The following is a 17,964-nucleotide window of genomic DNA, read 5'->3' on the forward strand; positions in this document are numbered from 1 at the left end:
TGACTAATCATTATAATGAAACCGCTCTATATCAAGGATCTTATCTATGTTAGAACTAGGAAAACTTCTTACCGCACTTATCGCACCACCTCTCAATACTTTTGTATTACTGATTATTGCAGCGATTCTTTATCTTGTTCATTTCAAAAAATTAGCCAAATTTATTGCGCTTATCAGTTTCACTTGGCTTTATGTCATGAGTGCGCCTTTTACAGGTTTATTGCTAACAGATAATGATAACACTCCAGCCCTTACGCTAGATGACTATAAACAAGCTCAAGCCATCGTCATATTAGGCGGTGGATCTTACCCAACCCAAGAACTGTATGCAGAAACTGCTTCTGGCGCACCGCAACTAGAACGGTTACGTTATGCGGCATTTTTACAAAAAGAAACTGGCTTACCTGTTTTAACCACAGGCTATTCTTTGGTAGGCATTTCTGAAGGTGACTTAATGGCGAAAGAACTTAACCAATTCTTTAATGTGCCAACGCAATGGATCGAAAATAAAGCCCGTAATACAGAAGAAAATGCCAGTTTCACTAAAAATATTTTAGTTAAAGATCATATTAAAAAAATTATTTTAGTAACAAATCAATGGCATATGAAACGAGCCAAATATCTTTTTGAAAAACAAGGATTTGATGTTCTTCCGGCTTCAGCTGCAAGCTATAGCAGCAAAGGAAATTTATCTGCAAAATCTTTTGTTCCTGACTTAAGTGCATTGAATAGCAATATGGTTTTATTAAAAGAGTGGATTGGTTATTGGAAAGCCCATTACGCACAATAATTTGCTTATAAAAACGAATCTTCTTTGATGAAAATCACAGCTTGCACATATATTTTCGGTTACCATAAAAATCACTCAATTTGATGTAGAGAATAAGTTATGAACGGAATCGAATTACGCATTAAAGGTAAAGTGCAAGGTGTGGGATTTCGCCCTTTTGTGTGGTTGTTAGCAAATGAATATGGCCTAAAGGGCGATGTAAATAATGATGGGCAAGGAGTGTTAATTCGATTTGTAAATCCAGAAAAAGATGCGCTTACACATTTTTTAAAAGATTTACAGGAAAAACTACCGCCTTTAGCACTGATCACAGATATTCAACAATGTGAAAAACACTGGGAAAATCTACCGCACTTTACTGAATTTGTCATTCGAGAAAGCGAAAACAATGCAATGGACACGCAAATTGTGCCTGATGCTGCCACTTGCCCCGCTTGCGTAGAGGATTTATTCAATCCTGAAAATCGTCGTTATCACTACCCTTTCACTAATTGCACCCATTGCGGACCTCGTTTTACGATCATCAAAAAAATTCCTTATGATCGTAAAAATACATCGATGTCGGATTTTCCTTTCTGCCCAGATTGTGAACATGAATATAAAAATCCAGCAGATCGCCGATTTCATGCCCAACCTAATGCCTGCCCAGTTTGTGGCCCGCATATTTGGTTACAAGATGCCGAACATCAACTTGCAACACGTCAAACAGCCTTAAAACAAACCGCACTTTTGCTAAAAGAAGGAAAAATTTTGGCAATTAAAGGGATCGGCGGTTTTCATTTAGCTTGTGATGCACAGAATTTCGATGCGGTTCAATTACTGCGAGATCGTAAACATCGTCCAAGCAAACCTCTTGCCATAATGGTGCCAAGTTTAGATTTTTTACAAAATTTAACAGAAACAGAAATCAAATTACTCACTAGCACAGCTGCACCAATCGTTTTGTTACAAAAAAATAAAGTGTCTAATCTCGCAGAAAATATCGCCCCAAATCTAAATGAAATTGGGGTGATGTTACCGAGTAATCCATTACAGCATTTGCTTTTACGTGAAATCAATCAACCGCTCGTCATGACATCTGCCAATCCTAGTGGTGAGCCACCTGTTTTAGACAACGAAAGTGGGGTGAAAAAATTAAGTAATTTGGCAGATTTCTATCTTTGCCATAATCGTGATATTTTGCAACGCGCTGATGATAGCTTAGTGAGAGCCTCTTTTGATGGTGTGGAAACGCTACGCCGAGCACGTGGCTACGTTCCTGATGAAATGCTATTGAAAACGGAAAATACAAAAAATATCTTAGCGTTGGGCTCTGATCTTAAAAATACATTTTGCCTACTAAAACAAAATAAAGCCGTTGTTAGCCAACATATTGGTGATACCGCCAATGAACTTGTGCAACAACAATTAGAAAATAATATCGACTTATTTTGTCAAATTTATCAATTCAAACCGGATTTAATCGCGGTGGATACTCACTCAGGTTATTTTTCATCAAAAACAGGGAAAAACCTCGCACAAAAATTATCGGTACCTTATGTGGAAGTTTTACATCATCACTCACATATTGCTGCTGTGTTAGCAGAACATCATTGTCATGAAAAAGTGATTGGTCTTGCTTTAGATGGAATTGGAATGGGGGCGAACGGGCAACTTTGGGGCGGTGAATGTTTATTAGTAGATGGCGAACAATCTCAACATTTAGGTGGATTGCCTGCCGTTGCTTTGCCTGGTGGCGATCTTGCCGCAACTCAACCTTGGCGCAATTGGCTTGCTCATCTTCAAAAATTTGTACCCAATTGGCGTGACATCGCGGCTAAAACTTGTTCCGAATTGCCTTGGGAGCCTCTTTCCAATGCCATTGAACGTAATCTTAATTCCCCCCTTATTTCATCGGCTGGGCGACTATTTGATGCCGTAGCTTATGGATTAGGTATTGTGGGTGACAAACTCTCTTGGGAAGGAGAGGCTGCGTGCTATTTAGAAGCGCTAGCCACAAAATCTGATTTTATCAAAGATGAAAAAAGTGCGGTCAATGTTCTGATTAAAATACCAATCAAAAATAATCAATTGGATTTAGCCACATTTTGGCAAAATTGGCTGGATTACGATGATTCTAAAGAAAACAAAGCATTTATTTTCCATTATGCGCTGGCAAAAGGTTTTGCTGAATTAGCTTGTCAGCAAGCCAAACGCCACAATTGCAAAACCATTGTGCTTTCAGGCGGTGTAATGCATAACCAATTATTACGTCGTTTATTAAAACAAGCGCTTGCAGAATTTAATGTGTTAAGTGCGCATCAATATCCAATGGGAGATGGCGGATTAAGTCTAGGGCAAGCGATGATCGCAGCGAGATTGTCTAACGAATACTAAATCCATTTAAGCAAATGCTCTTATTCGCATATAAAAAAACGATCGCAAGTTAAGTGATCGTTTTTTATGAATGAAGGCAATTACAATCGAGTAATTTCTCCTAAATCACCCCCATCCTTCAAAAATCCATAGAAAAATTCTACCGCACTTTTTACAGCGTCACTCATTGGAAAACCAAAGGAAACAAGATCGGGCTGGATACCAATAAAAACAACCTCAGGAATATCTTCTTCTAATTGCTCGATTAAAAAATTAAGTGGCAAATTATGCGTGCTGACGAAGAACATTTCTGCAATAAGTTCTTTGTCGATAATACGAATTTTACCAACGGGCAATTCCATTTCTGTTGCATCAAAGATAATTAAACGCTTTGGTTTCATGGCACGGATCTGATGCACAAGATTTTCTGGTGCAGAACCACCATCAAGTGCGATCCAATTTGGCAACGGATTTTCACTACAAAGCTGAGCAAGATAAGGGCCTGCGCCGTCATCGCCCATCATTGTGTTACCAACCGTTAGGATTACATTTTCATTCATCACGACGTTTCACCATAATATACATCACAGGTTCACGCTGGATGGAAGCAAGCGTGTCCATTAAAATATCGACCCATTTTTGATGTTCAGGCGAAAAATTGGATCTATTTTCATCAAGTGCCTTAGCCAATAAATTCACATGACTCGAATCAATCACAATTTCGCCAAATTTCATTAAGCCCGCAAACTTACGTTTTGCATCTCCTTCAGGGAAGGTATCTACAAAACGTTGGTAATCGGCATAATCACAAATCAGCAATTTTTTAAAGCAATCAATCACGCCAACATGGTGACCAATCGCAAGGGAATAATACATTACTTGCTTGGCTTGCTCTGGCACTTGCTCATCGTTTTCAACAAAACGCTCATTGAGTAAATAGAAAAAAACTTGGGTTGTCATGGTACGTCCTATAAAACTTGTAAAGTAATTTCTTCGCTAATCAATACTGCCAAATCTCCCCTTACCCCTCTTTGCTAAAGAGGGGGATTTTTCTTTAGCAAAACAGTATCTTCTCTCTCATTTTAATTTTCTGTTGTTAATGTAAAAAGCTAGATTGAAATCGACCGCTCCTATTCCCCTCTTTAGCAAAGAGGGGTAAGGGGAGATTTGGCAGAAATCAAAACGGAGCTATTAGTTTATTTAGCAATCATTAGACTATCCCGAAAACGGCATACTAATTGCATGTAATCGGTTTACGATTTCACTCAAACGAGGATCCGCTTCACGTTCCAAAAATTCGCCAAGACGAACACCAAATGGAACCTGATCTTTTTCAGACATCATACTCATAAATTGATTAGCAATGTCTCCACCTTGTCGATAACCTGCCAAACGACGCGCTTCACGTTCTAATTCCACGCGTAAATCTAATGGAATATTTGGGAAACGTAATTTAGCCTCAGCATTAGGATCGGCAACTTCTTGTTTACCTTTTAGTTTTTGATCAAGTAAACCAAGTGCCATTGCAAAACCATAAATAGTCGCCGCTGGAGTTGGAGGACAACCGGGAATATACACATCAATTGGTACAATTTGATCGCTACCGCCCCACACGCAATATAAGTCATGGAAAATACCGCCACCACAACCGCACGCCCCATAAGAAATACAGATTTTTGGATCGGGTGCAGCTTGATAAGCACGCATTGCCGGTGTACGCATTGCACGAGTTACCGCACCAGTAAATAATAAAATATCCGCATGGCGAGGTGATGCAACAACCTTAATCCCAAAACGTTCTGCGTCAAAGGTTGGTGTAATGGTACTAAAAATTTCAATTTCACAACCATTACAACCGCCACAGTCAACACGGTAAACATAAGCGGAACGTTGAATATTTTTCAACAAAGTTTGTTTCATTTTCGCAATGTTTTCATCCACACTAAATGGCGTTGAAATACCATTCACGGGCATTGGGATTTGTGTGTTCATCTTGCAATCTCCCTAACGTGATCAAATAACGCCAATTTCACGCGCATATTGGATTCCATATCGGCGGTTTTTTCCAAACTGTTTTGGCGTTTACAGGTTGGGCAAGTATTGAGCACCGCTAATTTATGTTTTACCAGTTCATCGTTATCCAACGTTTGTTTGAATAAATCCACGGCATAATTGAGTTCTTTATGAGAAACAAAAGGCTGACCACATTGATGACAAATCGTTGTAGTGAAGGTTGTTTCTTGATAAAGATCCTGTTTATTGCTGACTGATAATTCAAAATCTTGGCTTAAACGAATCGCTTTTGTTGGGCAAACTTCTTCACAACGGCCACAGAAAATGCAGCGGCCTAAAAATAATGACCAAGTACGTTCGCCTGTTTCTGGATCAGTACGCATGGTAAGCGCATTAGCTGGACATGCCATTGTACAGGCTGCACAAACAATACATTGATCAGAATTCAGTTCTGGTTTACCACGGAAATCAGGATCAACTTCATAGGGTTTAAACGGATATTTAGTGGTAACATCCCCCGCATTTAATACGGTTTTAAGTAATTTAAACATTGTGCGCCCCCTATTTTAATGGTGAATTTTTACGTTCAATGCCGTAGCGTTCGATTTCTTTGTAAGAAACCGTTTGTGCTTTGCGTTTACGTACATCCACCACTGTCACACGGTCAGTACAAGAATAGCAAGGGTCAAGGCTACCAATGATAAGTGGCGCATCTGATACCGTATTGCCACGCAACATATAACGTAAAGTTGGCCAGTTTGCATAAGTCGCTGCACGACAACGCCAGCGATATAATTTTTGGTTATCGCCAAGCATTGACCAGTGAATATCTTCACCACGCGGCGCTTCCGTGATACCTAAAGCAAAACGTCCAGGGGTGTAATTGAAACCTTCAGTGATAATCGCACCAGTTGGCAAGTTATCCACCATATAATCAATGATATTCATGGATTCAAACACTTCATTTACCCGCACTTTCACACGAGAAATGACATCACAACCGTCTTCAGTGAAAACATTGAATGGCACATCGCCATAGCCTGAGAATGGGTGAACTTTACGCACATCACGGGCAAAACCAGAGGCACGAATTAATGGTCCAACAGGACTGAAATCACGTGCTACTTGGCGTTCTAATTTACCTACGCCCACAGTACGTTGTTCCATATTTGGCGTATTGAGTAAAATATCCACCAATGTTTTAATTTCTTCACGCATTTCTGCAATAAGCTTAATACATTGTTCACGTTGGTGTTTCAACATATCACGACGCACGCCACCGATTAAGTTGATACCATAGGTTTTACGTGCACCAGTAAGCACTTCTGCAAGAGTCATCGATTTTTCACGAACACGGAAGAACTGCATAAAGCCTGTATCAAAACCGGTAAAGTGGCTAGATAAACCTAAGTTCAATAAATGACTGTGCAAGCGTTCAACTTCCAACAAAATTGCACGAATCCATTGTGCACGTTCAGGAATTTGAATACCTAACGCATTTTCGACTGAGTTAGCATAAGCAACGCTATGGGTAAAACCACAGATACCGCACACACGGTCAGCCAAGAAATTGACTTGATCGTAATCCATTCGGGTTTCTGCCAATTTTTCCATACCACGGTGTACATAGAATAAACGGTAGTCTGCATCAATAATATCTTCCCCATCGACAAACAAACGGAAGTGTCCCGGTTCATCTGATGTAATGTGGAGAGGACCAATAGGAACGATACGCGCCTCACCTTTTTCGTTAATGAACTCATAGGTTTCCGTTGCCGTAGTTGGATCTGGACGCAAACGGTAATCCATCGAATCTTTACGTAATGGGTAAAGATCATCTGGCCAGTCATCTGGTAACACTAAACGACGTTGATCGGGAAGACCGACGGCTTTTAAACCGTACATATCAAATAATTCACGTTCGCCCCACACCGCTGCTTTGACTTTCGGTGTTACGGAAGGAAATTCGAGTGTGACTGGATCTACGAGTGCTTTAATCGTCACAAAAGTCTTGACGACACCTTCCATAGAAAGCACGTAATAAACAGCATAATGACCATGAATTGAGCGTTCATCGTTACCAAAAACTAATGGCAACCAGCCTTCATGTTGATAGTAAAGATATTCCACCACATCAGGTAACATATTAGTTTTCACCGTTAAAGTTACTTGATTCGATGTAGACCACTCCTCATCTAAAATGGTATTCGGAAATTTTGCATTAACGGCTTCAATATAATTTTTGCCGAGCATTTTTACCGGATCGACCGATGTATTTTTAGTTAATTCCATTTTTTCCCCCAGTTGTCGATCATTTCGCTAAACTTTGCCAAGGTAAAACTAGCATATCGCCAAAGGACACATGTTCAGATCCAAGCACAATTCCTACCGCACTTTTTAGTAACTGCAAGATTGGCTCTGCAATATGGATACCCATTACAAACATTAACAACAATAGTATGGCCATTGCCGCCAAAGAGACTTTACTGACTTCGCCTGCTTCCACATTATCAGGTTGTTTGCCAAGCACTGTTTTTAATAGCATTAAGGCAAGTCCTGCAAGCACGATGGTAAGTAAAATTAAGCATAAAATAACTAACCAAGTTTTACCTGCTGTAATCCCTGCGACCACAACACTAAATTCACTCACAAATACGTTAAATGGAGGGATACCACCTAATGCCAACGCACCACCAGCGAAAAGCACCGCACTCACTGGTGCAACACGCCATAATCCACGCACTTGATTCATATCGCGAGTTTTATATTTCAATAGAATATTACCCGATGCACAGAATAATAAAGTTTTCGCAAGGCTGTGGTTGATGGTGTGAAGTAAACCTGCAAATACCCCAATTGGGCCACCAAGACCGAAAGCAAAGCTGATCAAGCCCATATTTTCGATACTTGAGTAAGCAAGCATACGTTTAATATCAAATTGCACGATGATAAATAACGCCGCCACAAGCACTGAAAGTAAACCAAAGATCAACATTAAAGTTTGTGGAAATTCTGCGCCAACTGCTTTTGAAACTAATGTGTAGTAACGCAATACCACAAGCATTGCACAGTTTAATAACACCGCTGATAAAATTGCACTCACTGGGCTTGGTGCTTCACTGTGTGCGTCTGATAACCAAGTATGCATTGGAAATAGACCGCACTTCGTGCCGAAACCAATCAATACGAAAGCGAATGCGATATACATCAACATTGGGTTTAAACCTGTAGCTTGTTGATTCACGGCTGACCAGAAAATCGCTTGGCTTGGATCAGCAAGCACGCCATTTGCATTCGCAAAGGTTAAAAGTGTGCCGTATAAACCAAAAGCGACGCCCACAGAACAGATGATGATGTATTTCCACGCAGCTTCAAGAGATGTTTTTTGTTTGTAAGTACCGACCAAAAACGCAGAGCTTAATGTTGTTGCTTCAATTGCAACCCACATTAAAATTAAGTTATTGGTGATAACTGACACAATCATCGTAAAGAAGAATAAGTGTAAGAAACCGTGATAATGTGAATAGGTTTTAAAATCAATATGCCCTTCTTCCAATTCTGTGTTCATATAACCGATGGAATACACACCAGCAAGTGAACCCACGACAGCAATTAAGCCTAAGAAAATGGCAGAAAGACTATCAACATACACCCAGTTGTTAAATGCACTGATACTGCCTTTTTCCAACACGCCAGAAATGACTTGTACGGAAAAGAACAACATCAAAATTAACCCGGTAATATGGAATGCAGTACAAACTGTCCGATTTTTTGTTCCGCGTAGTGCAAAGCTTTCAAAAGCGATGACTAAAGGTGCGACTAATAACGCAATTATCCATTGTTCATACATAGCGTTACCCCTTTAAACTCATAAGTTGTTTGGCATCAACAGTGTTGAAAGTGCGGTAAATTTTATTCACCAACACCACCATAATGATGACCGCAAAAATCGCATCGGTGGCAATGCCGATTTCAACTAATTCTGGCGCATTGTTGGCAAGTAAAGCCAACGTTAAATGCGCACCGTTTTCCATTAAACAATAACCGAAAACTTGTTTCACAATATTGCGTTGGCTCACAATACACACTAAACCTAAAAGGAAGTGACTAAGTGATACTGACAACGCTGGTTTTAAATGTTCAACTAACGGTAAGTTCACTGGAATGACAACAAAGTAACATAAGCAAACGATGATAGATGTGATCGGGATCAACCAAGCGACATTCATTCCTGCAGGAGTTTGACTTTCATCAATTTTTCGTAAAGAAAAGATTAAAATTCCTGGCACTAATAATACTTTCGTGATGAATGCACTAATGGACCACATATAAAGTTCGTGAGCTTGCATTTCAAATGCCAAATAAACGAATAACACCACCAATACAAGAGACTGTAAGCCATAGCACAACGCGGATTTTTTTGCGGTTTTTGCCATAATGACACAAAGCGATGTAATGATGAGCAAACTCGCTAATACATTGATCATTAACATAATTCTCTCCTTAACCCGCAAGGCCTAACCAATAGGCAGCGATAAAGCTAGAACACACAGACATCACCATTAAAATCACTAAAACAAATGTCATAGAGAATGGCAATGGTTGCGCATTTTGCACGTCTTCAGATGGTTTACCGATAACACATTGACCAAATTTATAAAGCAACCAAACAAATGTTGCAGTAGATTCAATCAACGCAATCACCATTAACCAAGTTACCCATGAATATTCTTGTCCAAGGTCGAAACCTGCGGCAAATAATGGGAATTTGCTGAAGAAACCATTAAACGGCGGCACACCAGCAATAGCCAATGCGGCAATACCAAATCCAGTACCAACAACAGGCATGGTGCGCATAATCCCTTGTAAACGAGGCATTGAACGTGTGCCAGTGGCATAACTCAATGAACCCGCTACCAAGAAGAATAAGCTTTTCGCAAAGGCGTGGTTAAAGATATAAGCAATCGCCGCAACAAAGGCTAATTTAGAACCTAATGCTGCAAGAGAAAGCCCGATGAAAATGTAAGAAAGTTGAGTAATAGTTGAATACGCAAGTAAGCGTTTTAAATCCGCTTGTGGCAAGTACATTAAGAAACCATAAATCAATGTAATCATTGCCATCACAATTCCCACTTCACCCACAATGTGCGGAATTTCACCAGCTGACATCACGGAACGAGCGAAAATATAGACGCCCACTTTTACCATTGATGCTGCGTGCAAATACGCACTGACTGGTGTTGGCGCTTCCATCGCATTTGGTAACCAAATTTGCATTGGAAGTTGTGCTGATTTACCCCACGCGGCAAACATCACGCCAAATAACACAATGGTTTTCGCTTCTGGTGCAAGATGTTCTAACGCGGTGATAGAGAATGTGCCAGATTGGCTAAATAAATAAGCCGCAGCAAGATATAAACCTAATGAACCTACGTGAGTGATAATCAACGCTTTCATCGCAGCCGCCATTGCTTTTTGGCTTTGATAATAGCTGATTAATGCCCAAGAACATCCCCCAGTGATTTCAAAGAAAAGCAACTGACCGGCTAAAGTTGATGAATACACCAAGCCTGCCATTGCACCAATGAAAATCAATAAGAAAGCATAAAAACGAGGTAATCCGTTATGCGGATGTTCACGGTTTTTATCGGTTAAATAACCACAAGAATATAAGCAAATTAAGAAACCTAAACCCACAACGGCAAAGGCAATTAATGTACTCACTGCATCTAAGGTCACGCCGAAGATTGCGGTATCACCAAATTTAACTAAATCATAGGTGACAGATTGTGCGCCATTTGCATACCACTGCCCCGCCACAGCAAGTGTGCCAAGGGTAGCAAGTGCGGCAAAAATTGTGGCAATTTTTGGAAAAGATTGTTTGTTCAACCCCACAATAAACGCACCGACAAATGGCAAAATGATTGTAATTAGTGCTAAACGTTCCATATTTCCTCCTTACAATCCTGTGAAGTAAAACACAAACGCCAACACTGAAATGCCGAAACCGACCACAGTTAAACGTCCTGTTAGCATAAAGCGGGTACGTGCCAATGTGTTTTCAAATACACATGCGGCGATAAATACCACGAGCAATTTCACAAAGAAAGAAACGATGCCTAAAATGACCGCACTTACCGTGAACTCTTGTGCTGCACCGAATGGGAAAAGCACGCTCACAAAGATAGAGGCAACCACCATTGATTTTAAACTCAAACCGACTTTCAATAAGGCGAAAGAAGGGCCTGAATATTCAGTAAGTGGGCCTTCTTGAAGTTCTTGTTCTGCTTCAGCCAAGTCAAATGGGATTTTGCCCATTTCGATAAAGATCGCAAAAGCAGCGGCAACTAAGGCAATCACCGTTGCAACGGGATATTGCCAAGGTTGGCTAGAAAGTGCGGTGCTAATTACTGCAAAATTCGTAGAACCTGCAATTAAAGCAATCACGATGAATGCCAACATTAAGATTGGTTCAACAAGTACGCCTAATGTCACTTCACGGCTTGCACCTAAACTTGAGAACGTACTGTTAGAATCCAAACCCGCAATTGAGAAGAAAAAGCGGAACAACGCAAACAAATAAATAACGGTGATTAAATCACTGCCTGCCCCAAACGGTGAGTGATGAGTAAACATGGGTAAACTCATCGCAACCACCATGACGGTGCTAATTAACACATAAGGCATAACACGAGATACCCAACCCGCATTATCTGGCCAAATATTTTGACGCGTCATTAATTTAGCAATGTCGCGATAATCTTGTAACAAGCCCGGGCCACGACGAGATTGAATACGAGCCCGAATCATCCGTGAAATGCCTGAAAAGAGCGGTGCCAAAGCGAGAAGAATTAACGCTTGCACAATGGCTAAAAGGAACATTCCAGCGGAAGTGGAAATTTCTGAAGGTAATGAAATCATAATTTCCTCCTACATCAACGCAATGGAAAGTAATAACACAACCAAGGCAATCACGAAGTACACGCAATAAACGCGGAAGTCGCCTTGTTGTAGCCATTGGATTTTACGACCTAACCATGGGATAAAATGCGCAATCGGCATTGTTACTTTTTCTTCCCAGAATGGTTCTGTTTTGGTCGCACCTGAAATTAATGCATTGATACCTTTTGCACCAGCAGGCGCAGGATCAAGCACTTGACGCAAGGTATAAAGCGGTTTGAAGATAATACGAAGCGGACGAGTAAAACTACCCGCAGATGCTGCCATATCCATTTCGTAAGCATAACCACAAGCCCAAGGATTGCCTTTTGCACGATCTGCCATACGATTGCCTTTGGTGTAAGCGTAATACATAAATGGCAACACAAAGAATGCAATCAACATAATGCTCACCATTGGTGTAGAAAGCACCGTATTCGGTGTATTGCTTGCGACCACTACGCCATTTTCCGATAAATTAAGCATGTCATTATGAGAAAGTGCGGTTGCAATATTGGCAATAATTGGCGTTACCACAGAAGCGCCCACACCTAAAAGTACGCAGAATAATGCCAAGATTGCCATTGCAATCACCATTGGTTTTGGCACTTCGCGTGCATGTGCTGCTTTTTCGCTGCGTGGTGCACCACCAAAGCTAATACCATACACTTTCACGAAACAAAGTGCGGCAAGCGCACCAGTTAAGGCAAGCATAATGATTGCAACAGGGCCTGCAATGCGTAATACCACATCATTGTGTTGGCTTAGGCTGAATAAAGATTGATAAGTAAACCATTCACTCACAAAACCGTTAAACGGTGGTAATGCAGAAATTGCCATGGTACCAATCAAGAAACAGAAAGCAGTAAATGGCATTAATTTGCCAAGTCCGCCCATTAAATCCATATCTTTTGAATGTAAACGGTACATTACAGAACCAGCACCCAAGAACAATAAGCCTTTGAATACCGCATGGTTAAGTAAGTGATATAAACCGCCAAGTAAACCGACAATAGCAAGTACAGGATTATGGATTGCCATACCAATCATACCGACACCCACACCCATCATAATAATGCCGATGTTTTCTACGGTGTGATACGCCAAAAGTTTTTTGATGTCATGTTCTGCTAAGGCATAAAGTACGCCAAGCACAGAAGAAACTGCGCCAAAAGCAAGCACAATCACACCAAACCACATATTGTGTGCGCCAAGTAGATCAATACCAACTTTGATAATCCCGAAGATACCGATTTTAACCATCACACCAGACATCATTGCAGAAGCATGGGAAGGTGCAGCAGGGTGAGCTTTTGGTAACCAGCTATGCAATGGAATCATCCCAGCTTTTGCACCGAAACCAAGAAATGCCAAAATAAATACCGTAAAGGCTAAAGGCATTGAAAGCTCGGTGTGGCGGAAGGCTTCAAATTCAAAGCTACCTGCGTAGCAATAGAAAATAAAGAAAGCGATCATAATCAACACAGAACCAGCGTGAGCAATGAAGAAATACAACAAGCCCGCATTGGTTGCGTTGTCATCTTGTTCGGTTAGTACTAAGAAGTAAGATGCCAAAGACATCATTTCAAAGAACACTAAAAAATAGAAAGCGTTATCGCTGGTGACTAAGGCAACCATTGAGGCGATAAACAAATTCATAAAGAAGCCCATCGTGCCAGCGCCTTTGCCAATGTATTCTTTCACATAGGAAAAGGAATAAAGTGCGGTGATAATAACCATTAAAGAAATGACACACACCATAAACGCAGCTAATCCGTCAATGCGGATTGAAAATTGGGCGAAGTCGAAAGGGGTTGAAAACACATCAACGACCGTATCGTTGCTGATAAGCACGGGAATGCAGGCAACAATGCCTAACAAGCCACCAAGTATACCGGTCACGCCGGATATATTGATTGAAAGTTGTTCATTTTTTCGCACAGCGAGAGAAATAAACGCACCAACGACATAAATCAACAAGGACGTGATGAGCAAACTGATTGAAGAACTCATAATTTCACTCCATTGATTAACGAGTAAACAAACAATAAACTTTTATCTTGGCACGACAGGAGAACCCACCATTGCCATTTCGCGTTTTTTGCGATTTGCTTGTTCGATACTCTCATCACTAATTAAGAATAAAGTTTTTGTTGGGCAAGTTTGAATACAAGCAGGGCCATCTTCACGGAAATAGCAAAGGTCGCATTTTACTGCGATAGCTTTTACACCAGGTTCCCATGCAAGCATATTATGAACATCAGTATTATTCGGTGCGGTGCGAATATCACGTTTTACCGCATCTGTGAAAGAGAAACTGTCGTAGTGGTTTGGTGCGTCTAATGGCGCGCTACCATGTTGAGTAATCGCCCCGAATGGACAAGCAATGGCGCAAAGTTTACAGCCAATACACAAACCTTCATTTAATTGAATAGTGTCATTTTCGTGCTTAATTGCATGCACAGGACATACCGTAGCACAAGGTGAATCATCACAATGACGACATAAGATCGGCACAGTAATATCGTCGTTACGCATTACTTGTAACCGCGGAAAGGATTGTAATCCAAAAGCTTTGTGTACTTCGCTGCAAGCAGCCATACAGGTATTGCATCCAATGCAATCTTTCGGATCACCTATAACAAAACGGTTCATATTTTCCCCCAAAGTATGTATAGATAGAAACAGAAAGTAGGTGGAAGGCATGACGCCAATACATCACAATAACCACTCTGGAAATAAGGATACTCCTTCAGAGTTACCCAGACTAGAGTAAAACGATTGTTTTATTGACTGAGATCATAAATTTTTTTATTTTTATCGAAGGGAAAATTTCGTATTGAGATTGACTCTCAATTCAATTTGTTAAGATTGTAAGTAATTGAAACTATTAAACTAATTATTGAAAAACAATTGCTAATGCAATGTTAAAATCCTGTTGGCATTTTCTCATTTAGCAAAAAAGTGCGGTAGATTTTCCGCAAGTTTTGGAGCCTGCTTTGAAGTGGATTTTCATCATAAAAATCCTCTTTTCTAAATGAGAATAAATAAAAAAGACATAAAAAAACACCGCACTTTGCGGTGTTTTTTCATTATGTTTTCGCTATCAGCTGATTACCATTGGTAACCTACGCCAGCTGCAACGCCAGTTTTACCTTGGCTATTTGCCGTACCAGATAAACGGATAATAATCTTACCGTTATCAGAGATACGAGACATACCTACTGCAAGACCATTTTGCCCTTGATAGTTACCAGCTGCAATACCAACTAAGCTCTTACCTGGTGTATAAGCTTGCGGAATATTCGCAGCCGCTAATGCACTTGCAGTACCTGCATCGGCATGTTTACCAACTTTATTGATCTTGTTGTTCAAGTTTGAAGCAACTGCATGTAACTGGCTACCATTTATAGCATCTTTAGAAGTTGCTGAAATTTCACCTGGAGCCACACCTGTAATTTTAGTAGGTGTTTTACCATCTGGACCACTTACGTTGATATTTCCAGCCTTATTAGTGATCTTAGGCCCTTTATCACCAAACTGAACACTGTCAAATTGAGGGGTCATTGAAGTTGCGATCGCAATATCACGACCATTACGTGTAATCTCGATATTGTTACCAGCATCAACATTAACCGTCTCATCCATTTTAACTTTAGTTGGAGAAGTATTACCTGAAATGACTTTACCTGTTGAACCTTCTACCGTTCTAGAATGAACATTGATGCCACTATTTTGTAATTGATCAACATTCACCGCATCACTTGGTTTCGTACCCCATGCAACATTAGAGATGACTGTACCACCAGTACCTTTATCTAAGCCATTATCTTTTAGATATTGTACTTTAGCTTCTTCTTTTGCCGCATCCACTGCAGCTTTAGAAGCGGCCTCAATAACATCCTTAGATTGACCTTTCAATAAATCCTTAATCTTCTCTTCTGCGGCTTTTGCGGCAGCTTCTTGTTTACCCGTCAATTCACCAAGCTGAGTTGGAGTTAAACCCTCTTCACGACTTGTTGTTGAGGTATATTTATCTCCTAAACTATCAGGATCCATGGAAGCTGATGTACGAACGTTACTTGGTTCTAAGGCTTCTTTGGTTGTATCAGGTTTACCCTCTTTAACTGGGTACCATTTACCATCAGCAGCTTTAGCAACCTTATTACCATCCTTATCTTCAGAAGTAATTTGACTAATTGGTAAATCAACATTAAATCTCACATAGGTATTGGTGATTTTTTTACCATCTTTATTCACCTCATCCATAGTTGCAGCTTGGACTTTAGTATTTTTACCATCGGCAAAACGAACATTGTCATCTGGATTTACTTTTTCAAGTTTATCTGCTGATAACGCTTTACTACTATCATTAAATGCTTCATTAGCTTTAGATGAATCAGCCAAACCAACATTCCAACCGGACTCTTGGATTGCTGTTGCCACGGTATTACCAGTAACAAAGCCTGAACCGCTGTTAGTTATCACATCATTATCTTTATCGATATTTAATGGGGTACCTGCAGGTTTACCATTCACATCTGTTTGGAAACCTTCTGGTTTTCCATCTTTACCGAGCTTGTAATAATTATCTCCGATCTTAACAGCTTCGGTTTTGGTTCCATCTTTATGAGTAACGGTTACTTTATCAGTAACTTCTCCCTCTTTGATGCCTACAGTCAATTGGCGGGTGCCATCTTCAAGGGTTTTACCTGTAATAGTAATGCCAGTTCCCCCTTTGAAATCCACTTTGTTAGCGTTCTTCACAACATCAGTGTAACCGTTGCCGTCTTTCGCTGACACAATCCAGCCCATATTCACTATATCACGAACTGTTGCAGCTGAATTTAAAGTCTCATCACTTAATGGCTCAGTAACTTTACCTGTTTTAGGATCCTTCTTACCTTCTAAATTTACTAACTTAGGTTGTTCAGCTTCAGGAGTTACAGTCTTACCATCCTTAGTACCCTCTGGAGCTGTTGGTACTGCAGTTGTATTCAAGACTGAACCCACACCTTTTAATTGTGTCGGTTTACCATCGTCAGATGAGATGTTTAATGCTGTTGTAGGTTCAACAACCTTACCATCTTTATCTTTACCTGTGTTATTTGTCGCAGGAGTTGCATTCTCAGCTTTAAATTCAACCGATGGTGCTGCTTTAGTTGTGACTTTATCTGCTTCAACTGGTGTTGCTGTTGCAGGATCTTTCACCTTACCATTTTCCACTTGATCTGCTGGATAGTACTTACCATCATCCGCTTTCACAAGAGGGTTGTTGTTTTTATCGGTATAAGTCGCACCATTTGGATTTGCGATTTTAACTGTGTTGAACTCTACATCGTCTTTCGTTGCGTAAGTCACTTTACCGTTTTCATCTTGTTTCACTGACATATTTTTGCCAGCTACCATTTCAACGGTTTCACCTGGATTGATTAACTCTCCTTCATCTTTCGTGCCTTTCACTTTCTGACCTTCTGCTGCAGAAGTTTTCAAGTTAAAGCCAGATTTGTTAATCATATCCGCAACATTTTCGGCTGTTGCAATCAAACTAGGTGCATTATTCACCGCACTTTGAGCTTTATTTACTGCATCTTGAGCAGCTTTTTTCTCCTCATCTGTTGCTGTTGGTTTATTGTTTAACTCATCTAATTTAGCTTGCGCCGCTTTTAATGCATCTTCAGCTGCTTTCTTCGGTCCTGTTACTGCACCTGTTTCTGTACCAGCTTCATTCTTTGCAACATCCACTAAGCCATTTGATACGTTTACAGTAATCGTACGAACACCATTCGCATCTGTTTCACCTGTTACCGTGGCTATACCTGTGCCTACAAAGTTCACTTTGTTAGTATTACGCACTTGGTCTGAGT

Annotated in this window: 14 protein-coding genes; 2 read left to right on the plus strand and 12 right to left on the minus strand. The window is 40.4% G+C overall.

The window, feature by feature from the left end; all coding sequences use genetic code 11:
- The first annotated feature begins 46 nt into the window (after window positions 1-46).
- Together A8M50_RS05525 and hypF are read left to right on the plus strand one after the other, a co-directional pair.
- Entirely contained in the window at window positions 47-790 is a 744-nt protein-coding gene (locus tag A8M50_RS05525; RefSeq protein WP_005645440.1) for a YdcF family protein, read from the plus strand.
- Window positions 791-889: 99 nt separating this feature from the next.
- Window positions 890-3,166: a carbamoyltransferase HypF gene (gene hypF / locus A8M50_RS05530; RefSeq protein WP_005645326.1), complete on the plus strand. Its 2,277-nt coding sequence runs from the start codon at window positions 890-892 to the stop codon at window positions 3,164-3,166.
- 80 nt (window positions 3,167-3,246) lie between these two features.
- Here hypF and hycI read toward each other — a convergent pair whose 3' ends face one another.
- From hycI to A8M50_RS05590, 12 genes are all read right to left on the minus strand, one after another.
- Window positions 3,247-3,705 carry a hydrogenase maturation peptidase HycI gene (gene hycI / locus A8M50_RS05535; protein WP_032826529.1) on the minus strand — a complete coding sequence of 153 codons (459 nt, stop codon included), beginning with the start codon at window positions 3,703-3,705 and terminating at the stop codon, window positions 3,247-3,249.
- Window positions 3,698-4,105, minus strand: coding sequence for a formate hydrogenlyase maturation HycH family protein (locus tag A8M50_RS05540; protein ID WP_005645452.1), 408 nt, complete (start codon window positions 4,103-4,105; stop codon window positions 3,698-3,700). The genes hycI and A8M50_RS05540 overlap by 8 nt, the downstream gene beginning before the upstream one ends.
- Window positions 4,106-4,360: 255 nt before the next feature.
- Window positions 4,361-5,137, minus strand: a complete 777-nt coding sequence (locus tag A8M50_RS05545; protein ID WP_005645429.1) for an NADH-quinone oxidoreductase subunit B family protein — start codon at window positions 5,135-5,137, stop codon at window positions 4,361-4,363.
- Window positions 5,134-5,709, minus strand: a complete 576-nt coding sequence (locus A8M50_RS05550) for a formate hydrogenlyase complex iron-sulfur subunit (protein WP_005626087.1) — start codon at window positions 5,707-5,709, stop codon at window positions 5,134-5,136. The genes A8M50_RS05545 and A8M50_RS05550 overlap by 4 nt, the downstream gene beginning before the upstream one ends.
- A 10-nt stretch (window positions 5,710-5,719) precedes the next feature.
- Entirely contained in the window at window positions 5,720-7,450 is a 1,731-nt protein-coding gene (locus A8M50_RS05555) for a hydrogenase large subunit (RefSeq protein ID WP_005645455.1), read from the minus strand.
- 19 nt (window positions 7,451-7,469) lie between these two features.
- Window positions 7,470-9,008 carry a hydrogenase 4 subunit F gene (locus tag A8M50_RS05560; protein ID WP_005645366.1) on the minus strand — a complete coding sequence of 513 codons (1,539 nt, stop codon included), beginning with the start codon at window positions 9,006-9,008 and terminating at the stop codon, window positions 7,470-7,472.
- A 4-nt stretch (window positions 9,009-9,012) separates the two neighbouring features.
- The gene (gene hyfE / locus A8M50_RS05565; RefSeq protein ID WP_005626080.1) at window positions 9,013-9,651 is read right to left on the minus strand and encodes a hydrogenase 4 membrane subunit; all 639 of its coding nucleotides are present in this window, start codon (window positions 9,649-9,651) and stop codon (window positions 9,013-9,015) included.
- Window positions 9,652-9,661: 10 nt separating this feature from the next.
- Entirely contained in the window at window positions 9,662-11,107 is a 1,446-nt protein-coding gene (locus A8M50_RS05570; RefSeq protein WP_005631962.1) for a hydrogenase 4 subunit D, read from the minus strand.
- A gap of 9 nt (window positions 11,108-11,116) precedes the next feature.
- Window positions 11,117-12,079 (minus strand): respiratory chain complex I subunit 1 family protein, encoded by a 963-nt coding sequence (locus tag A8M50_RS05575; RefSeq protein ID WP_005631964.1) that lies wholly within the window; start codon window positions 12,077-12,079, stop codon window positions 11,117-11,119.
- A 9-nt stretch (window positions 12,080-12,088) separates the two neighbouring features.
- Window positions 12,089-14,110, minus strand: a complete 2,022-nt coding sequence (gene hyfB / locus A8M50_RS05580) for a hydrogenase 4 subunit B (RefSeq protein ID WP_005645435.1) — start codon at window positions 14,108-14,110, stop codon at window positions 12,089-12,091.
- Window positions 14,111-14,152: 42 nt separating this feature from the next.
- On the minus strand, window positions 14,153-14,752 hold the full coding sequence (locus A8M50_RS05585; protein ID WP_005626073.1) for a 4Fe-4S dicluster domain-containing protein: 600 nt from the start codon (window positions 14,750-14,752) through the stop codon (window positions 14,153-14,155).
- A gap of 459 nt (window positions 14,753-15,211) precedes the next feature.
- Window positions 15,212-17,964 (minus strand): YadA-like family protein (locus tag A8M50_RS05590; protein WP_173645655.1); only part of this gene is annotated, 2,753 nt, incomplete at its 5' end.

The sequence above is a fragment of the Haemophilus haemolyticus genome (assembly GCF_001679045.1).
Classification (GTDB): domain Bacteria; phylum Pseudomonadota; class Gammaproteobacteria; order Enterobacterales; family Pasteurellaceae; genus Haemophilus; species Haemophilus haemolyticus.